This window comes from Phenylobacterium montanum (genome assembly GCF_018135625.1).
Taxonomy (GTDB): domain Bacteria; phylum Pseudomonadota; class Alphaproteobacteria; order Caulobacterales; family Caulobacteraceae; genus Poindextera; species Poindextera montana.
On the sequence record NZ_CP073078.1, the window covers coordinates 5,270,275 to 5,286,225 of the forward strand.

The window sequence follows — 15,951 nt, forward strand, 5'->3', positions numbered from 1 at the left end:
CGATGGCGACCCAGAACATGATCCAGGCCCTCAACTCGGCCATGGACGTCCTTTTGGAGCGGGACGGCGACGTGCTGATCTTCGGCGAGGACGTCGGTTATTTCGGCGGCGTTTTTCGCGCCACCGACGGGTTGCAGAAAAAGCACGGCCTGACCCGCTGCTTCGACACCCCGATCGGCGAGGCCGGCATCGTGGCCATGGGCATCGGCATGGCCGCCTATGGCCTGCGCCCCATCATCGAGATCCAGTTCGCCGACTACATCTATCCGGCCTACGACCAGATCGTCTCCGAGGCGGCGCGCCTGCGCTACCGCTCGGCCGGCGACTTCACCGCGCCGATCACCGTGCGCACGCCTTATGGCGGAGGCATCTTCGGCGGCCAGACCCACAGCCAGAGCCCCGAGGCCCTGTTCACCCACGTGGCGGGCCTGAAGACCGTGATCCCCTCCAATCCCTACGACGCCAAGGGCCTCCTGATCAGCTCGGTCGAGTGCAACGACCCGGTGCTCTTCCTGGAGCCGAAGCGGATCTATAACGGCCCGTTTGACGGCCACCATGACCGACCGGTGCAGACCTGGGCCAAGCACCCGGCCAGCGAGGTGCCCGACGGTTACTACACCGTCCCCCTCGGGAAGGCAGCGATCGCGCGGGCCGGCGAGGCGGTGACCGTGCTGGCCTATGGCACCATGGTCCACGTGGCGTTGGCCGCGACCGAAGACGCGGGGATCGATGCGGAGGTCATAGACCTGCGCACCCTGGTGCCGGTGGACATCGAGACCATCGTGGCCTCGGTGGAGAAGACCGGCCGCTGCGTGATCGTGCATGAGGCCACCCGCACCAGCGGCTATGGCGCCGAGCTTTCGGCCCTGGTGCAGGAGCACTGCTTCCACCACCTGGAGGCGCCGATCGAGCGGGTCACGGGCTGGGACACGCCCTATCCTCACGCATTCGAGTGGAGCTATTTTCCTGGCCCCAAGCGGGTCGCGGCGGCGCTGCGCCGCGCGGTGGAGGCGTAAGAGCACATGGCCCGTTTCGTCTTCAAGCTGCCCGACGTGGGCGAAGGCATCGCCGAGGCCGAGATCGTCGCCTGGCACGTCAAGGCCGGCGACCACGTGGCCGAGGACCAGCCCCTGGTCGACGTGATGACCGACAAGGCGACCGTCGAGATCACCGCGCCGGTGGCCGGCGTTGTGGTTTCGGTCGGCGGCGCCGAGGGCGACATGGCGCCCGTGGGCTCCGAGATCGCCGTATTCGAACTGGACGCTGGGGCGCACGTCCCCGAGGAAGCGCCGGCCAAGCCGGCTGCCGCTCAAGCCCCGGCTCCCGCAGCCGTCGCGCCCGCGGCGGTGGATGACGACGAGGACTTCGGCGAGGAGTTCGGCGCGCGCTATCTGGCGGCAGCAGCGCCGCCCACGGTTCATGGCGACGCCCCTGCTGGCGCCGGCCACAAGAAGGCCCTGGCTTCCCCCGCCGTGCGCGCCCGCGCCCAGGCCCTCGGCATCGACCTTTCCGCGGTTCAGGGCCACGGTCCCGGCGGGCGGGTCGAGCACGCCGACCTCGACCGCCTGCTGGTCGGCGGCGCCGGCCGCGTGGCCGCGCCGGTCTTGGCCTCGGCCATCACCGAGACGAAGGTGATCGGGCTTCGCCGCCGCATCGCCGAGAAGATGCAGGAATCCAAGCGCAACATCCCGCACTATTCCTATGTCGAGGAGGTGGATGTCACCGAGTTGGAAGCGCTGCGTGGCCACCTGAACGCCACCGCGGCTGAGGGCAAACCCAAGCTGAGCTTCCTGCCGTTCATGATCCGCGCCCTGGTCAAGACGGTCCCGCGCTTCCCGCAGGTCAACGCCCTCTATGACGACGAGGCCGGAATCCTGCGCCGCTACCAGGCTTTGCACGTCGGCATCGCCACCCAGACCGACGACGGCCTGATCGTGCCGGTGGTCAAGCACGCCGAGGGCAGGGACGTGTGGGAACTGGCCGGCGAGATCGCTCGCCTGGCTGGCCTGGCGCGCCAGGGCAAGGCCTCGCGCGAAGAGCTGACCGGCTCGACGATCACCCTGACCAGTCTGGGCGCCCTGGGCGGGATCACGACCACCCCGGTGATCAACCGGCCGGAGGTGGCCATCGTCGGGCCGAACAAGATCGTCGAGCGTCCCGTGGTCCGCCAGGGTCAGGTGGTGGTGCGCAAGATGATGAACGTCTCGTCCTCATTCGATCACCGCGTGGTTGACGGCTACGACGCCGCGTCCTTCATTCAGGCGCTGAAAGGCGCCCTGGAGCATCCGGCGAGCCTGTTCGTCGGCTGACAGGAGCGCCGCTGGAGAAGGGGCGCTTCATGAGGATCAAGCTTCTGGCGGCCGGCCTGGGGCTGGCCGCTTTTGCTGCATTCGGGGCCAAGGCCGCCGAGCCGTCGACGGCCGACCAGCTGATCGCCGTCGACAAGGCGTTCGAGGCCTACGTGGCCGAACACGGCGTGGCCCAGGGCTTCAAGAGCTATATGGACCCTAAGGACGGCTTGGAGTTCGCTGGCGGCGAGCCCAAGCGTGGCGCTGAGGCCATCTTCCAGGCGGAGGGCGGCGACAAGCCGCCGACCTCCAAGCTCACCTGGACCCCGACCGAAGCCTTCGCCTCCAAGTCCGGCGACATGGGCGTCACCTGGGGACGCTGGACCGAAACGCCGAATGACACGACCAAGAAGCCTTTCACCGGCCGCTATGTCACCGTCTGGCGCAAGGACGCCGAGGGCCATTGGAAGGGCCTAATCGACATCGGTACGCCCGACTGATCCCAAAGAAAAAAGCGGAGGGCTTTGGGGCCCTCCGCTCCGATTTGTCCCGACTGACGGGCCCGCGAGAGAAAGTGCAGGCCCTCCAATCCCCATCAGCCGTGGACGACCTCGCCGTGCAGGTTGATGTCCAGGCCTTCTTCCTCGGCCTCTTCCGAGACCCGGATGCCGATGGTGTACTTCAGCACCGCCAGGATGATGAAGGTCACCACGGCGCAGTAGATGAAGGTCGCACCGACATCCTGGAATTGCAGCAGCATCTGCTTCGGGTTATGGTCCGCCAGCCAACCGCCGGTGATCGAAGGGTTGATCGCCTTCTTGGCGAACACGCCGGTCAGGATTGCGCCCAGGGCGCCACCGATGCCGTGCACGCCCCAGCAGTCCAGCGCGTCGTCGTAGCCGAGCATCTTCTTCAGGTGGACGGCCGACAGGTAGCAGACCACGCCAGCAGCCAAGCCGATGATCAGCGCCCCGACCGGATCGACGTAGCCCGAGGCCGGAGTGATGGCCACGAGGCCGGCGACGGCGCCCGAGACCAGGCCAAGAATCGAGGGCTTCTTGGCGATCATCCACTCCATGCCCATCCAGGCCAGGGCGGCCATGGCGGTGGCGATCTGGGTGGCGGCCGCAGCCATGCCGGCTTGCCAACCCGAGGTCACAGCTGAACCCGCGTTGAACCCGAACCAGCCGACCCAGAGCAGCGAGGCGCCGATCACCGAATAGGCGAGGTTGTGCGGAGCGAAGTTGACGGTGCCGAGACCCTTGCGCTTGCCCAGCATCAGGGCGGCGATCAGGCCTGCAGTGCCGGCGTTCAGGTGGACCACGGTGCCGCCAGCGAAGTCCAGCGCGCCTGCTGCGCCTAGCCAGCCGCCGGGACCCCAGACCCAGTGGGCGATGGGGCAGTAGACGAACAGAAGCCAGGCGCCCATGAACAGCAGGAAGGCGGAATACTTCATGCGATCCGCCAGCGCCCCGGCGATCAGGGCCGGGGTGATGATGGCGAAGGTCATCTGGAAGAACATGTAGACCGACTCGGGGATGGTCGGCGCGAGCGCGTTCGTCGCGTTTATCCCCATCGGCGCCAGCATGAAGTATTTGAACCCGCCGATGAAGGCGGTGTTCTTGCCTCCGTCGGTGAAGGCGATCGAGTAGCCGATAATGGTCCACAGGACCGTGATCAGGGCTGTGGCGCCGAAGCTCTGGGCCAGGGTGGCCAAGATGTTCTTCTTGCGCACCATGCCGGCGTAGAACAGGGCCAGGCCCGGGATGGTCATCATCAGGACCAGCACCGAGGAGGTCAGCATCCAGGCCGTGTCGCCGCTGTCGATCTTGGGCGGCGCAGGCGTGGCGGCCGGGGCCGGGGTCGCGGCGGCAGGCGCAGCCGCCGGGGCTGCGGCAGCGGCGGCCGAGGTCGCGGCGGCGGAGGAGGCGGCCGGCGTCCCGCTCGCCGACTGCGCGAAGGCCGGCGACGCCAGCGGCGCTCCGACGATCGCGGCCGCGAGCAGCAGACCCGCCAGCCTGTTGGATCCCAAAAGCTTCATCTTATGATTCCCCTTGTCCCCTTGAGTCTCAGAGCGCGGCCGAACCGGTCTCGCCGGTCCTGATGCGCACGGCGTCTTCCACGCCCAGAACGAAGATTTTCCCGTCGCCGATCTTGCCGGTGCCGGCCGCGGCCTTGATGGCGTCAACCGCCCTGGCCACCGCTGCGTCGTCCACGACGACTTCGAGCTTCACCTTGGGCACGAAGTTCACCTGGTATTCGGCCCCCCGATAGATCTCGGTCTGGCCCTTCTGGCGGCCATAACCTTTGACTTCCGAAACCGTCAGGCCCTCCACGCCCGCATTGACGAGGGCTTCGCGCACCTCGTCGAGCTTGAAGGGTTTGACGATCGCCATGATCAGTTTCATTCGCTTGCTCCCACGCGGACGATCCCCTCGCACGCACCTGTCTGGCTGCTGAGCCGCTCAGGCAGCAGGCGTCAGCCCCCCGCCTCCTGCGACTGAGGCACGCTAGCGAAAGGCGCCGCTTGGACAGGCGCCGGACGTTAGGACCTTGGTCACAATCACCGCGGGGCGCCGCTTTTTCGGGCATGGGTCTGGAGCGGTGATCAAAATCACGGCGCTTTGAGCGGCCCGCCGTGCCAGGATCCCGCTACTGGCCCGATCGGCCCGTGCGAAAGCGGGGCGCACCGGGACCCATTCAGCGGCGATTGGCCTCGGCTGTGTGTTTGAGAATTGACAAATCAGCCCCGCCCGTGACTAACGGCTGGCCTCGCAACCTGCGAGGCTCTGGCGCGTATTCGTTGGTCGAGGGGGCGAAACGGACGCGCGAGCCGATCCATGAGGAAACATAGATGCTGATCAAATCGCTGATGACGACGGCCGCCGCCATGGCGCTGCTGGCGGGACCTGTCGCCGCTCAGACCCCTGCGGCTCCCGCGCCAGCCGCGCCCCCCGCCGCTGCGCCGGCCGCCCCCGCCGCGCCGGCGCCCATTCCGGCCGCCTCGCTGCAGCCCGCCGGCGATATTGTCGCCACCCTGAAGGCCTCGCCGGACTTCAGCATCCTGTCCAAGGCCATCGAGGGCTCGGGCCTCTCCGCCGTGCTGACCCGCCCCGGCCCGTTCACCCTGATCGCGCCGAACGACGCCGCCTTCAAGGCGCTGCCGGCCGCCCAGCTGGCCGATCTGCAGAACCCCGACAAGGCCGCCCAACTGCAGCAGCTCCTGATCTACCACCTGATCAACGCCGCCGTGCCGCCGTCCAAGATCGAAGGCTCCAAGGGCCCGATCCCGACCGTGGCGCGCAAGGACGTTCAGGTCGACGGCAGCGGCGCCCCCGCCAAGTTCAACGACGCCAACATCCTCGGCCAGGTCGCCGTGTCCAACGGCGTCATCTATGTGGTCGACAAGGTGCTGGACCCGAACGCTCCGGCGCCGGTGGCCGAGGCCGCGCCGGCCCCCGCCGCCCCTGCCGCGGCGCCGCCGAAGTAGGCGCCCGCTCCACAGACTTGAAGCAACAGCCGGCGGCCCCTATGGTCCGCCGGCCTTTTTTGCCCGCTATGTCAGGCCGCCTTTGATGTCCAAGCCCGCGCCCCTGTCTTTCCAGGGTCTGATCCTCGCGCTCCATGACTACTGGAGCCGCCAGGGCTGCGTGATTCTGCAGTCCTATGACGTCGAGGTCGGCGCCGGCACCCTCAGCCCCTTCACTGTGCTGCGCGCGCTGGGCCCCAAGCCCTGGCGGGTGGCCTATGTGCAGCCTTCGCGCCGCCCGGCGGACGGCCGCTTCGGCGAGAACCCCAACCGCCTGCACCAGCATCACCAGTACCAGGTGATCCTGAAGCCCAATCCGCCGAACATGCAGGAGCTGTATCTCGGCTCGCTGGAAGCGGTGGGGATCGATCCGACCCTGCATGACATCCGCTTCGTCGAGGACGACTGGGAAAACCCCACCGTGGGCGCCTGGGGCCTGGGCTGGGAGGTGTGGTGCGACGGGATGGAAGTGACGCAATACACCTATTTCCAGCAGGTGGGCGGCCTGGACGTCGCGCCGACCGCGGGGGAGTTGACCTACGGCCTGGAGCGGCTGGCGCTCTACGTCCAGGGGGTGGAGAGCGTCTACGACCTGGCGTTCAACGACCCGCAAAGCCCCGACTTCAAGACCTATGGCGATGTCTTCCTGGAGAACGAGCAGCAGTTCTCGGCCTTCGAACAGGACGTGGGCGACGTGGACGTGTTCAAGCGCCAGTTCGAGGAGATGGAGCGTGAGGTGCCCCGGATCCTGAACAGCATCGGCCGCCAGGGCCAGGCGCTGGTGCTGCCGGCCTATGACCACGTCTTGAAGGCCAGTCACCTGTTCAACCTGATGGATGCGCGCGGGGCCATCGCCGTGGCCGAGCGGCAGAGCTATATCGGCCGCATCCGCGACCTCTGCAAAGCCTGCGCCCAGGAGTGGGTGCGCCAGCAGAACCAGGCCGCTTGAGGCTGTCCGAAGGGAACAAGGCCATGGACGAGGCGATCCGAGGCGGCTCAGAGCCGATCGTGGTGGAGGTCACCGCCGGCGAGACCTATTGGTGGTGCCGCTGCGGCCGCTCCAAGGAGCAGCCGTTCTGCGACGGCTCGCACGAGGTGACCTCGCTCGAACCCCTGGAATGGGTCGCGCCCAAGACCCGCAAGGTCATGTTCTGCACCTGCAAACAGACCAAGACCCCGCCGCTCTGCGACGGCACGCATAATACCCTCTAGGTCTCATGCCCCAGCTTCTGCTTGAACTCCTGTCCGAGGAAATCCCTGCGCGCATGCAGGCCCAGGCCGCGCGCGACCTGGAGCGCATGGCGCGCGACAGGCTGGCCGAGGCCGGCTTCATTCCCGAGGCCTTGACCGCCTTCGCCGGGCCGCGGCGCCTGACCCTAGTCGCCCAGGGCCTACCGACCGCGCAGGCCGACCGCAGCGAGGAGCGCAAGGGCCCGCGGGTCGGGGCGCCGGACGCGGCGGTCGACGGCTTCCTGCGCTCGACCGGCCTGACCCGCGAGCAGCTGGTCGAGCGGGACGGGGTCTGGTTCGCGACCCTCTCACGCCAGGGCCGGCCGACGGCCGACATCATCGCCGAGATGGTCGAGGCCATCGTGCGCAACTTCCCCTGGCCCAAGTCGATGAAGTGGGGGACCTCGGCCCTGCGCTGGGTGCGCCCGCTGCGCCGGATCCTCTGCGTGTTCGACGGCGAGGTGGTGCCGTTCGCCATCGAGGGGATCGAGAGCGGCGACCTGACCGAGGGCCACCGCTTCATGGGCGACGGCAAGCCGTTCCGCGCCCGCCATTTCGACGACTACGCCGCGGGGCTGGCGGCCCATTTCGTGGTGCTGGACCCGGCCGAGCGCAAGGCGCGGATCACCCAGGGCGCCAAGACCCTGTGCTTCGCCAGGGGCCTGGAGCTGGTCGAGGACGAGGGCCTCTTGGACGAGGTCTGCGGCCTGGCCGAATGGCCGACCCCGATCCTGGGCGACATGGACCCGGCGTTCCTGGACCTGCCGCCCGAGGTGATCCGCACCTCGATGCGCACCCACCAGAAGTATTTCGCCGTGCGCCGGCCGGGCGAGGCGGGCTTGGCTCCGCACTTCCTGGCGGTGGCCAATATCGAGGCGACCGACGGCGGCGCAGCCATCGCCAAGGGCAACGCCCGGGTGCTGTCCGCCCGCCTGAACGACGCCCGCTTCTTCTGGGACGAGGACCGCAAGGTTCCGCTGGAGAGCCGGCTGGAGAAGCTCAAAGGCGTCACCTTCCACGCCAAGCTCGGGACCATGTACGAGCGGGTGGAGCGGGTCGAGGCCCTGGCGCGCGAGATCGCGCCCCTGGTCGGCGCCGATCCGGCGGTCGCCGCCAAGGCGGCGCGCCTGGCCAAGGCGGACCTGGGCACCGGCATGGTCGGGGAGTTCCCCGAACTGCAAGGGGTGATCGGGCGCTACTATGCGGCGGGCGAGGGCATGGACCCGGTGATCGCTGACGCCATTCGGGATCACTACAAGCCCCAGGGGCCGGGCGATGCCGTGCCGAGCGATGCGGTTGGCGCGACGGTCGCTCTGGCAGATAAGCTCGACACGCTTATCGCTTTTTTTGCAATCGGAGAGAAGCCAACGGGGTCGAGAGATCCGTTTGCTCTTAGACGCGCCGCGCTTGGCGTGATCCGAGTCGCGCTGGAAAAGGACGTGCGCATCGACCTATCCCGAATGGTCGCGCTCACACTCGCAAGTTTGTTCGCTGACCAAAAGCTCGGCTCGCTTGAACGAGTCGAGAATTTAGCCTCTCAGATTGGTGAGGCCGGCTACGAGAAGGCTGCAGAATTGGCCTTCTTCAGCATCATTAGTGCCTATTCGCCGGAAGGCGTTCAGCAAATGGGCGCTGAGCGGTGGCCTGAGGTTGAGAAGGCTAGGGCCGATCTTCACGCTTTCTTCGCCGACCGCCTGAAGGTTTCCCTCCGCGACCAAGGCAAGCGCCACGACCTCGTCGACGCTGTCTTCGCCCTTGGCGACGACGACATCGTGCGCATCGTCGCGCGCGTCGAGGCCCTCGACGGCTTCCTGACCACCGAAGACGGCAAGAACCTCCTGGCTGGCTACAAGCGCGCCACCAATATCCTCAAGGCCGAGGAGAAGAAGGAACCGCTGCCGACCGGCGCGGCCGAGCGCCTCGCTGGCGCGCCGGCGGAAGAGGCGGCGCTGATCGACGCCCTGGCCGCGGCCGAGCCCGAGGTTGGCGCCGCACTTGCGAAGGAAGATTTCGCCGGGGCCATGCGCGCCTTGGCGGGACTGAGGGCGCCGGTTGACGCCTTCTTTGAAAAGGTCTTGGTGAACGACCCTGATGTTGCAACGCGGCATAACCGGCTGCGTTTGTTGACGCAGGTGCGAGATGCGATGGGTCGGGTCGCCGACTTCTCGCTGGTTTCCGGGTGAGGGGGATTTCGTATGTCGGCTGAGCAGAGCACGATGAACCGCTGGGTCTATTCGTTCGGTGGCGGCGGCGCGGACGGCGACGCCTCGATGAAGAACCTCTTGGGCGGCAAGGGCGCCAACCTGGCCGAGATGAGCGCGCTGGGCCTGCCTGTGCCTCCGGGCTTCACCATCACCACCGAGGCCTGCGTCCACTACTATGCCAATGGCAAGGCCTATCCGGCCGATCTGGCCGGCCAGGTGGCTGACGGCCTGGCCAAGGTCGAGCAGATCACCGGCAAGAAATTTGGCGATCCGGCCAGCCCGCTCCTGGTCTCGGTGCGCTCGGGCGCCCGCGCCTCCATGCCCGGCATGATGGACACGGTGCTGAACCTCGGCCTCAACGACGCCACCGTCGAGGGCCTGGCCAAGCTGTCCGGCGACCGGCGCTTCGCCTTCGACAGCTACCGCCGCTTCATCCAGATGTACTCGAACGTGGTCCTGGACCTCGACCACCACATGTTCGAGGAGATCCTGGACGACCATAAGGACCGGCTGAACGTCTCCATCGACACCGCGCTCAGCGCCTCGGACTGGGAGGCGGTCGTCGCCGACTACAAGGACCTGGTGCAGCGCGAGTGGGGCAAGCCGTTCCCGCAGGACCCCCAGGACCAGCTGTGGGGCGCGGTGGGCGCCGTCTTCGCCAGCTGGATGAACGACCGGGCCAAGTTCTATCGCCGCATGCACGACATCCCGGAAAGCTGGGGCACGGCGGTCAACGTCCAGTCGATGGTGTTCGGCAACATGGGCGAGACCTCGGCCACCGGCGTCGCCTTCACCCGCAACCCCTCGACCGGCGAGGCCAAGCTCTATGGCGAGTTCCTGATCAACGCCCAGGGCGAGGACGTGGTCGCGGGCATCCGCACGCCCCAGGCCCTGACCAAGGCCGCCCGCGAGGAGATGGGCGAGATCATGCCCTCGATGGAAGAGGCGATGCCGCAGGTGTTCGCCCAGTTCCGCGACGTGGTCGGCCGGCTGGAAAAGCACTACCGCGACATGCAGGACATCGAGTTCACGGTGGAGCAGGGCAAGCTCTACATGCTGCAGACCCGCAACGGAAAGCGCACCGCCAAGGCGGCGCTGAAGGTCGCGGTGGAAATGGCCAACGACGGGCTGATCACCCGCGAAGAGGCCATCGCCCGGGTCGAGCCGGCCTCGCTGGACCAGTTGCTGCACCCGACCATCGCCGCCGACGCCCAGCGCGACGTGATCTGCATGGGCCTGCCGGCTTCGCCCGGCGCGGCCACCGGCAAGATCGTGTTCGACAGCGAAGAAGCCGAGCGCCTGGGCCTGGCCGGCGAGGCGGTGATCCTGGTGCGCGACGAGACCAGCCCCGAGGACATTCACGGCATGCACGCCGCCCGCGGCATCGTCACCGCCCGCGGCGGCATGACCAGCCACGCGGCGGTGGTCGCCCGCGGCATGGGCCGCCCTTGCGTCTCCGGCGCCGGCGATCTGCGCATCGACGGCAAGGCCGGGTTCTTCACCGTGCGCGGCCGCAAGTTCGCCGCCGGCGAGGTGATCACCATCGACGGCTCCAAGGGCGAGATCCTGGCCGGGGCGGTGAAGATGGTCGAGCCGGAGCTGACCGGCGACTTCGCCACCCTGATGGGCTGGGCCGACAGCGTGCGCCGCCTGAAGGTGCGCTCCAATGCCGAGACCCCCCTGGACGCCCGCACCGCCCGCCAGTTCGGGGCCGAGGGCATCGGCCTTTGCCGCACCGAGCACATGTTCTTCGACGCCGACCGCATCGTGGCCGTGCGCGAGATGATCCTGGCCGACGACGAGGCCGGCCGCCGGGCCGCCCTGGCCAAGATCCTGCCCATGCAGCGCGCCGACTTCGTCGAGCTGTTCAACATCATGGAAGGCCTGCCGGTCACCATCCGCCTTCTGGACCCGCCGCTGCACGAGTTCCTTCCCCATACGGACGAGGACGTGCAGGCGGTGGCCGACGCGACCGGCCTCGACGCGGCCAAGCTGAAGTTCCGCGCCCGGGACCTGCAGGAAACCAACCCCATGCTGGGCCACCGCGGGTGCCGCCTGGGCGTCTCCTATCCCGAGATCTACGAGATGCAGGTGCGGGCGATCATGGAGGCGGCCTGCGAAATCGCCGCCTCGGGCAAGGCCGCGCCGCATCCCGAGATCATGCACCCGCTGGTGGCCAAGGGCGAGGAGATGAAATATCTCCGTGTCCTGACCGATCGGGTGGCCAAGCAGGTGCTGGCCGAGAAGGGCATGCAAATCGCCTACAGCGTCGGCACCATGATCGAGCTGCCGCGCGCGGCCCTGCGCGCCGCCGACCTGGCCGAGAACGCGGAGTTCTTCTCCTTCGGCACTAACGACCTGACCCAGACCACGTTCGGCATCAGCCGCGACGATTCCGGCCGCTTCCTGGGCGCCTATATCGAGAAGGGCATTTTCGAGAAGGACCCCTTCGTCACCCTGGACACCGAGGGCGTGGGCGACCTGATCCGCATCGCCGCCGAGCGCGGCCGGGCGGCGCGGCCGGACGTCAAGCTGGGCATCTGCGGCGAGCATGGGGGCGATCCGGCCTCGATCGCCTTCTGCGAGCAGGTGGGCCTGGACTACGTCTCCTGCTCGCCCTACCGGACGCCGATCGCCCGGCTGGCGGCGGCCCAGGCGGCGTTGAGCCGCAAGGCCTGACGCAAGACCCAGGGTTCCAGATGCGCTAAATCCCCGGCCATCAACTGGTCGGGGACGATTCGCCATGTCTGATGTGCCCTTGGACGCACACGAACACGCCGAGCATGCGGAGCACGCCGCGCATTCCGGCGACAGCTTCACTCAACGGGTGTCGATCACCATCGCCGTGCTGGCGGTGCTGGCGGCCGTCTCAGGCAGCCTGGAGGCCTATGAAAGCGGCAGCGCCATCATCTCGGCCAACGAGTCGGTCCTGCACCAGGACAAGGCCACCGACCAGTGGAACCTCTACGAGGCCAAGAGCCTGAAGAAGAACCTCTATGTCCTGGCGGCCGACAATGGCGGGCCCAAGGCCGACGCCTACAAGGCCAAGGCCAAGGATGAGGGCAAGGGACAGGACGAGGCCCAGGCCAAGGCCAAGGAGCTGGAGGCCGAGAGCGACGGCGACCGCGCCAGGTCAGGCCAGCATGAGCACCATCACCACTGGCTGAGCGTCGCCGCAACGCTGCTGGAAATGGGCATCGCCATCTCGACCATCGCCATCATCACCAAGAAGCGCTGGCCCTGGATGGCGGCCGTGGGCCTGGGCCTCGCCGGCTCGGTGGTGGCGGCGGCGGGGTACCTGCTTTGAGGCAGGCCCTTACCGTTTTCTGACGAACACCGTCCCGGCCGAATAGCCGGCGCCGAAGCTGCAGATCAGGCCGAGGTCGCCCGCCGCCAGGTCCTCTGAGCGGGTGTGGAAGGCGATGATCGAGCCGGCCGAGGAGGTGTTGGCGTAGTCGTCGAGGATGATCACGTTCTCCTCCGGCGTCGGGTCGCGGCCTAGCACCTTGCGGCCGATCATCTCGTTCATGTTGATATTGGCCTGGTGCAGCCACAGCCGCTTCAGGTCCGGCGTGGCGAGGCCCAGATCGGCGGCGTGCTCGACGATCATCTCCGAGACCATCGGCACCACCTCGCGGAACACCTTGCGGCCCTCCTGCACGAACAGCTTGTCGGCCTTGCCGACCCCTTCCGGCGCGCAGCGATTGAGGAAGCCGAAGTTGTTGCGGATATTGTTGGAGAACTGGGTCTTGAGCCGCGCGCCCAGGATGTCCCAGCCGCCGGCCGCGTCCTCGGCGCGCTCGACGATCACGGCTGTGGCCACGTCGCCGAAGATGAAGTGGCTGTCGCGGTCGCGGAAATTCAGGTGGCCCGAGCAGATCTCCGGATTGACCATCAGGACCGCCCGCGCCGAGCCGGAGGCAATGAAGTCGGCGGCGGTCTTGATGCCGAAAGTGGCCGACGAGCAGGCGACGTTCATGTCGAAGCCGAAGCCGCCGATGCCGAGCGCGTTCTGGATCTCGACCGCCATGGCCGGATAGGCGCGCTGCATGTTGGAGGCGGCGCACAGCACCGCGTCGATCTGGTCCACCGGCTTGCCCCAGCGCTCGATCGCCTGGCGGGCGGCGGCCACGGCCATCTCGGCCAGGATCGACAGCTCCTCATTGGAGCGCTCGGGGATGTCGGGGCGCATCACCTCGGGATCGAGGATGCCGTCCTTGTTCATCACGAAGCGTGAGCGGATGCCGGAGGCCTTGGTGATGAACTCCGGCGAGGAGGGCTGCAGGGCGGTCGCTTCGCCGGCGGCGATCGCCTCGGCGTTGGCGGCGTTGAACCGCTCGACATAGGTGTTGAAGGCTTCGACCAGCTCTTCGTTGGAAATGGCGTTCGGCGGGGTGAAGAGCCCCGTCGCCGCGATCACGGCTTGATGCACGAGTCTTGTGTCTCCGACGGCCGCCGCGTCGCGGTCCGGCCCAATGATCCGATCTCAGCCCAGAATCCGGCTTCGGGTCAAACCTTTAGCGCAGTCTGGGGCGCAGCGACCGCGCTGTCTCTTCGGCATCACGCGTCTGTGACGCAACCGCAACGCTGCCCGCATTGCCGACACACTCCGCCTTGAACAGGCCCCCTCGTGACCCTGATGCGGCCTCCTCAGCAGTGGAGGTTGGCGGGGCTGGTAGGGGCGAAAGCTGTCTCTCGTCATGTTTTTGAGTGGAGTACCCCAATGAAGACCCTTTTTCTCGCCACTGTCGGCGCCGCCGCCGCGTTGGTCTCAGCCCCCGCCCTGGCCCAGGAGGCCGTTTCGTTCGCGCCTGTCACCACCTATGGCACGCTCGGCTACAGCAATCTTTCAGACAACGGCGTCAATCTCGACGCCCTGCAGGCCAGGCTCGGCGCCCGCTTCGGCCACTATCTCGGGGTCGAGGGCGAGGCCAGCGGCGGCTTTGACGGCGACCATGTGAACCTGGCCGGCGACGCGGGCAGCGCGCGCCTGCGCAACCAGTTCGCCGGCTATGCGGTGGGCTATATTCCGCTCTCTCCCAACGCCGACCTCTTCGCCCGGGTGGGCTACGGACAGGCGAGCTTCAAGCTCAGCGACTACACCCTCGGCCAGAGCTTCAACGCCAACCGCGACAGCGTGAACTACGGCGCCGGCGGGCAGTATTTCTTCGGCGGCGGCCCGAACGGCGTTCGCCTGGACTATACCCGCTACGACTATACCCAGCACGACGCGGGCGCGAACAACGTCTGGTCGGTCGCCTACGTGCGGAAATTCTAAAACCCCACCAAGCAGGTAGAACTGCGACAAGGCGCGCTCCTGAGGGGCGCGCCTTTTTTGTTGACGGGTGCGTCAGCCTTGGCCGAGAACCTGGGGCTCGGGAGCGAAAATGTCCTCAGGGTTTCTGGTGCAATCCGCGGCCTCGCTGGTCGCGGTGATGATGCTGATAGGGCTGGCGGCCTGGGCCAAGATCGGGCGGCCGTGCCCACCGCTGGACGAGAGCCGGGCCCGCTCGCTGATGGCGGAGGAGTTCCCTGACGACAGGCCAGCGTCGATCTGGATATCCGCCGATGGGCGGGGGGCGATCGGCCGGGCCGGGGACAAGGCCTTGGTCCTGTTTCGCGTCGGCGATGCCTATGTGGCCCGGACGGCGCCCTGGAGCGGTCTCGGGGCCGCCTTGCGCCAGGGCGATGGGGTGCGGCTGAAGTTCGGCGAAATCGGCGCGCCGGCGGCGCGGTTCAAGCTCGAGGCTAGCGCGGCGTGGCCCCCGGCTCTCGGAGAGGCGGCATGAAATTCGATCCGGTCACCCTGGCCACCCCGTTCTTCATCCTGACCATCATCCTCGAGATCGTGCTTGCCCGACTCGGAAAGGCCAAGGCCGAGTACGAAGCCCGCGACACCGCCGTCTCCCTGGCCATGGGCTTCGGCAGCACCATCGCCGGGGTGCTCCTGGGGGGCGGGGCGGCGGCTTCGACGGTCTGGGCCTATCAGCACCGGCTTTTCACCATCCCGACGACCGCGATCTGGGCTTGGGTGGCGATCTTCTTCCTGGAAGACCTGACCTACTACTGGTTCCACCGGCTGAGCCACGAGCGGCGGATCTGGTGGGCGGCGCACGTCAACCATCACTCCTCGCAGCACTACAATCTCTCGACAGCGCTCAGACAAACCTGGACGGGCCAGATCGCTGGGACCTGGGTGCTATGGCTGGGACTGGCCTTTCTGGGTTTTCCGCCGGCCATGATCGCCGTGGAGAAGGGGATCAGCCTGGTCTATCAATACTGGATCCACACCGAGGCGATCCGCAGGCTGCCGGCGCCCTTCGAGGCGGTGCTCAACACCCCCTCGCACCACCGGGTGCATCACGCGCGCAACCCGCGCTACCTCGACAAGAACTATGCCGGCATCCTGATCATCTGGGACCGGCTGTTCGGCACCTTCGAGCCGGAGCGCGACGAGGAGCCGTGCCGCTATGGCATCGTCAAGAATCTCGGCGACTTCAACCTGTTGCGCGTCGCCTTCCACGAGTGGGTCGGCATCGGCCAGGATCTTTTGCGAGCCCGCTCGCTGAAGGACGCCGCCGGCTATGTGTTCGGCCCGCCGGGCTGGACCCCAGACGGCTCGCGCGAGACCTCGGCCGAGATCAAGAGCAGGTGGCGGGCGCGCATCGAAGCCGCCCCGGTCCAGTCTCCGGCGGAATAG

15 protein-coding genes are annotated in these 15,951 nt (G+C 67.5%); 12 read left to right on the top strand and 3 right to left on the bottom strand.

Annotated elements, in window-relative coordinates; all coding sequences use genetic code 11:
* The first annotated feature begins 2 nt into the window (after positions 1-2).
* The 3 genes from KCG34_RS24105 to KCG34_RS24115 are packed head-to-tail and all read left to right on the top strand — an operon-like array spanning position 3 to position 2,788.
* Positions 3-1,016: an alpha-ketoacid dehydrogenase subunit beta gene (locus tag KCG34_RS24105; protein ID WP_211938129.1), complete on the top strand. Its 1,014-nt coding sequence runs from the start codon at positions 3-5 to the stop codon at positions 1,014-1,016.
* A gap of 6 nt (positions 1,017-1,022) precedes the next feature.
* The gene (locus KCG34_RS24110) at positions 1,023-2,309 is read left to right on the top strand and encodes a dihydrolipoamide acetyltransferase family protein (protein WP_211938130.1); all 1,287 of its coding nucleotides are present in this window, start codon (positions 1,023-1,025) and stop codon (positions 2,307-2,309) included.
* Between the two features lie 29 nt (positions 2,310-2,338).
* Positions 2,339-2,788, top strand: coding sequence for a YybH family protein (locus tag KCG34_RS24115; protein WP_211938131.1), 450 nt, complete (start codon positions 2,339-2,341; stop codon positions 2,786-2,788).
* A 95-nt stretch (positions 2,789-2,883) separates the two neighbouring features.
* On the opposite strand, the gene KCG34_RS24120 is transcribed toward KCG34_RS24115, so the two are convergent.
* Positions 2,884-4,329 (bottom strand): ammonium transporter, encoded by a 1,446-nt coding sequence (locus tag KCG34_RS24120; RefSeq protein ID WP_211938132.1) that lies wholly within the window; start codon positions 4,327-4,329, stop codon positions 2,884-2,886.
* 28 nt (positions 4,330-4,357) lie between these two features.
* Positions 4,358-4,696, bottom strand: coding sequence for a P-II family nitrogen regulator (locus tag KCG34_RS24125; protein WP_211938133.1), 339 nt, complete (start codon positions 4,694-4,696; stop codon positions 4,358-4,360).
* Between the two features lie 446 nt (positions 4,697-5,142).
* Here KCG34_RS24125 and KCG34_RS24130 point away from each other — a divergent pair, with 446 nt between their 5' ends.
* The 6 genes from KCG34_RS24130 (at position 5,143) to KCG34_RS24155 (ending at position 12,558) form a co-directional block, all read left to right on the top strand.
* Entirely contained in the window at positions 5,143-5,778 is a 636-nt protein-coding gene (locus KCG34_RS24130; RefSeq protein WP_211938134.1) for a fasciclin domain-containing protein, read from the top strand.
* An 85-nt stretch (positions 5,779-5,863) separates the two neighbouring features.
* Positions 5,864-6,766 carry a glycine--tRNA ligase subunit alpha gene (locus tag KCG34_RS24135; protein ID WP_211938135.1) on the top strand — a complete coding sequence of 301 codons (903 nt, stop codon included), beginning with the start codon at positions 5,864-5,866 and terminating at the stop codon, positions 6,764-6,766.
* A 23-nt stretch (positions 6,767-6,789) separates the two neighbouring features.
* Complete coding sequence (locus KCG34_RS24140; protein ID WP_211940955.1) at positions 6,790-7,029, top strand: CDGSH iron-sulfur domain-containing protein; 240 nt, start codon at positions 6,790-6,792, stop codon at positions 7,027-7,029.
* Positions 7,030-7,034: 5 nt separating this feature from the next.
* The gene (gene glyS / locus KCG34_RS24145; protein ID WP_211938136.1) at positions 7,035-9,230 is read left to right on the top strand and encodes a glycine--tRNA ligase subunit beta; all 2,196 of its coding nucleotides are present in this window, start codon (positions 7,035-7,037) and stop codon (positions 9,228-9,230) included.
* Between the two features lie 12 nt (positions 9,231-9,242).
* Entirely contained in the window at positions 9,243-11,930 is a 2,688-nt protein-coding gene (gene ppdK, locus KCG34_RS24150; RefSeq protein ID WP_211938137.1) for a pyruvate, phosphate dikinase, read from the top strand.
* 64 nt (positions 11,931-11,994) lie between these two features.
* Entirely contained in the window at positions 11,995-12,558 is a 564-nt protein-coding gene (locus KCG34_RS24155; protein WP_211938138.1) for a DUF4337 family protein, read from the top strand.
* A 9-nt stretch (positions 12,559-12,567) separates the two neighbouring features.
* Here the strand turns inward: KCG34_RS24155 and KCG34_RS24160 are convergent, their stop codons facing one another.
* A complete protein-coding gene (locus KCG34_RS24160) occupies positions 12,568-13,683 on the bottom strand; it encodes a beta-ketoacyl-ACP synthase III (RefSeq protein WP_211938139.1) in 1,116 nt (371 codons plus the stop codon).
* A 291-nt stretch (positions 13,684-13,974) separates the two neighbouring features.
* Here KCG34_RS24160 and KCG34_RS24165 point away from each other — a divergent pair, with 291 nt between their 5' ends.
* The 3 genes from KCG34_RS24165 to KCG34_RS24175 all read left to right on the top strand — a co-directional run bounded on the left by KCG34_RS24165 (position 13,975) and on the right by KCG34_RS24175 (position 15,951).
* The gene (locus KCG34_RS24165) at positions 13,975-14,529 is read left to right on the top strand and encodes an outer membrane beta-barrel protein (RefSeq protein WP_211938140.1); all 555 of its coding nucleotides are present in this window, start codon (positions 13,975-13,977) and stop codon (positions 14,527-14,529) included.
* A gap of 109 nt (positions 14,530-14,638) precedes the next feature.
* Positions 14,639-15,040 carry a hypothetical protein gene (locus tag KCG34_RS24170; protein WP_211938141.1) on the top strand — a complete coding sequence of 134 codons (402 nt, stop codon included), beginning with the start codon at positions 14,639-14,641 and terminating at the stop codon, positions 15,038-15,040.
* Complete coding sequence (locus KCG34_RS24175) at positions 15,037-15,951, top strand: sterol desaturase family protein (RefSeq protein ID WP_211938142.1); 915 nt, start codon at positions 15,037-15,039, stop codon at positions 15,949-15,951. The genes KCG34_RS24170 and KCG34_RS24175 overlap by 4 nt, the downstream gene beginning before the upstream one ends.

What these genes read in the sequence shown, in the direction of transcription:
- KCG34_RS24130 (WP_211938134.1), top strand. Translation starts at nt 5,143, where the DNA reads ATGCTGATCAAATCGCTGATGACGACGGCCGCCGCCATGGCGCTGCTG.
- ppdK (WP_211938137.1), top strand. Translation starts at nt 9,243, where the DNA reads ATGTCGGCTGAGCAGAGCACGATGAACCGCTGGGTCTATTCGTTCGGT.
- KCG34_RS24125 (WP_211938133.1), bottom strand. Translation starts at nt 4,696, where the DNA reads ATGAAACTGATCATGGCGATCGTCAAACCCTTCAAGCTCGACGAGGTG.
- KCG34_RS24110 (WP_211938130.1), top strand. Translation starts at nt 1,023, where the DNA reads ATGGCCCGTTTCGTCTTCAAGCTGCCCGACGTGGGCGAAGGCATCGCC.
- KCG34_RS24135 (WP_211938135.1), top strand. Translation starts at nt 5,864, where the DNA reads ATGTCCAAGCCCGCGCCCCTGTCTTTCCAGGGTCTGATCCTCGCGCTC.
- KCG34_RS24175 (WP_211938142.1), top strand. Translation starts at nt 15,037, where the DNA reads ATGAAATTCGATCCGGTCACCCTGGCCACCCCGTTCTTCATCCTGACC.
- KCG34_RS24170 (WP_211938141.1), top strand. Translation starts at nt 14,639, where the DNA reads ATGTCCTCAGGGTTTCTGGTGCAATCCGCGGCCTCGCTGGTCGCGGTG.
- KCG34_RS24165 (WP_211938140.1), top strand. Translation starts at nt 13,975, where the DNA reads ATGAAGACCCTTTTTCTCGCCACTGTCGGCGCCGCCGCCGCGTTGGTC.
- glyS (WP_211938136.1), top strand. Translation starts at nt 7,035, where the DNA reads ATGCCCCAGCTTCTGCTTGAACTCCTGTCCGAGGAAATCCCTGCGCGC.
- KCG34_RS24120 (WP_211938132.1), bottom strand. Translation starts at nt 4,329, where the DNA reads ATGAAGCTTTTGGGATCCAACAGGCTGGCGGGTCTGCTGCTCGCGGCC.
- KCG34_RS24105 (WP_211938129.1), top strand. Translation starts at nt 3, where the DNA reads ATGGCGACCCAGAACATGATCCAGGCCCTCAACTCGGCCATGGACGTC.
- KCG34_RS24155 (WP_211938138.1), top strand. Translation starts at nt 11,995, where the DNA reads ATGTCTGATGTGCCCTTGGACGCACACGAACACGCCGAGCATGCGGAG.
- KCG34_RS24115 (WP_211938131.1), top strand. Translation starts at nt 2,339, where the DNA reads ATGAGGATCAAGCTTCTGGCGGCCGGCCTGGGGCTGGCCGCTTTTGCT.
- KCG34_RS24140 (WP_211940955.1), top strand. Translation starts at nt 6,790, where the DNA reads ATGGACGAGGCGATCCGAGGCGGCTCAGAGCCGATCGTGGTGGAGGTC.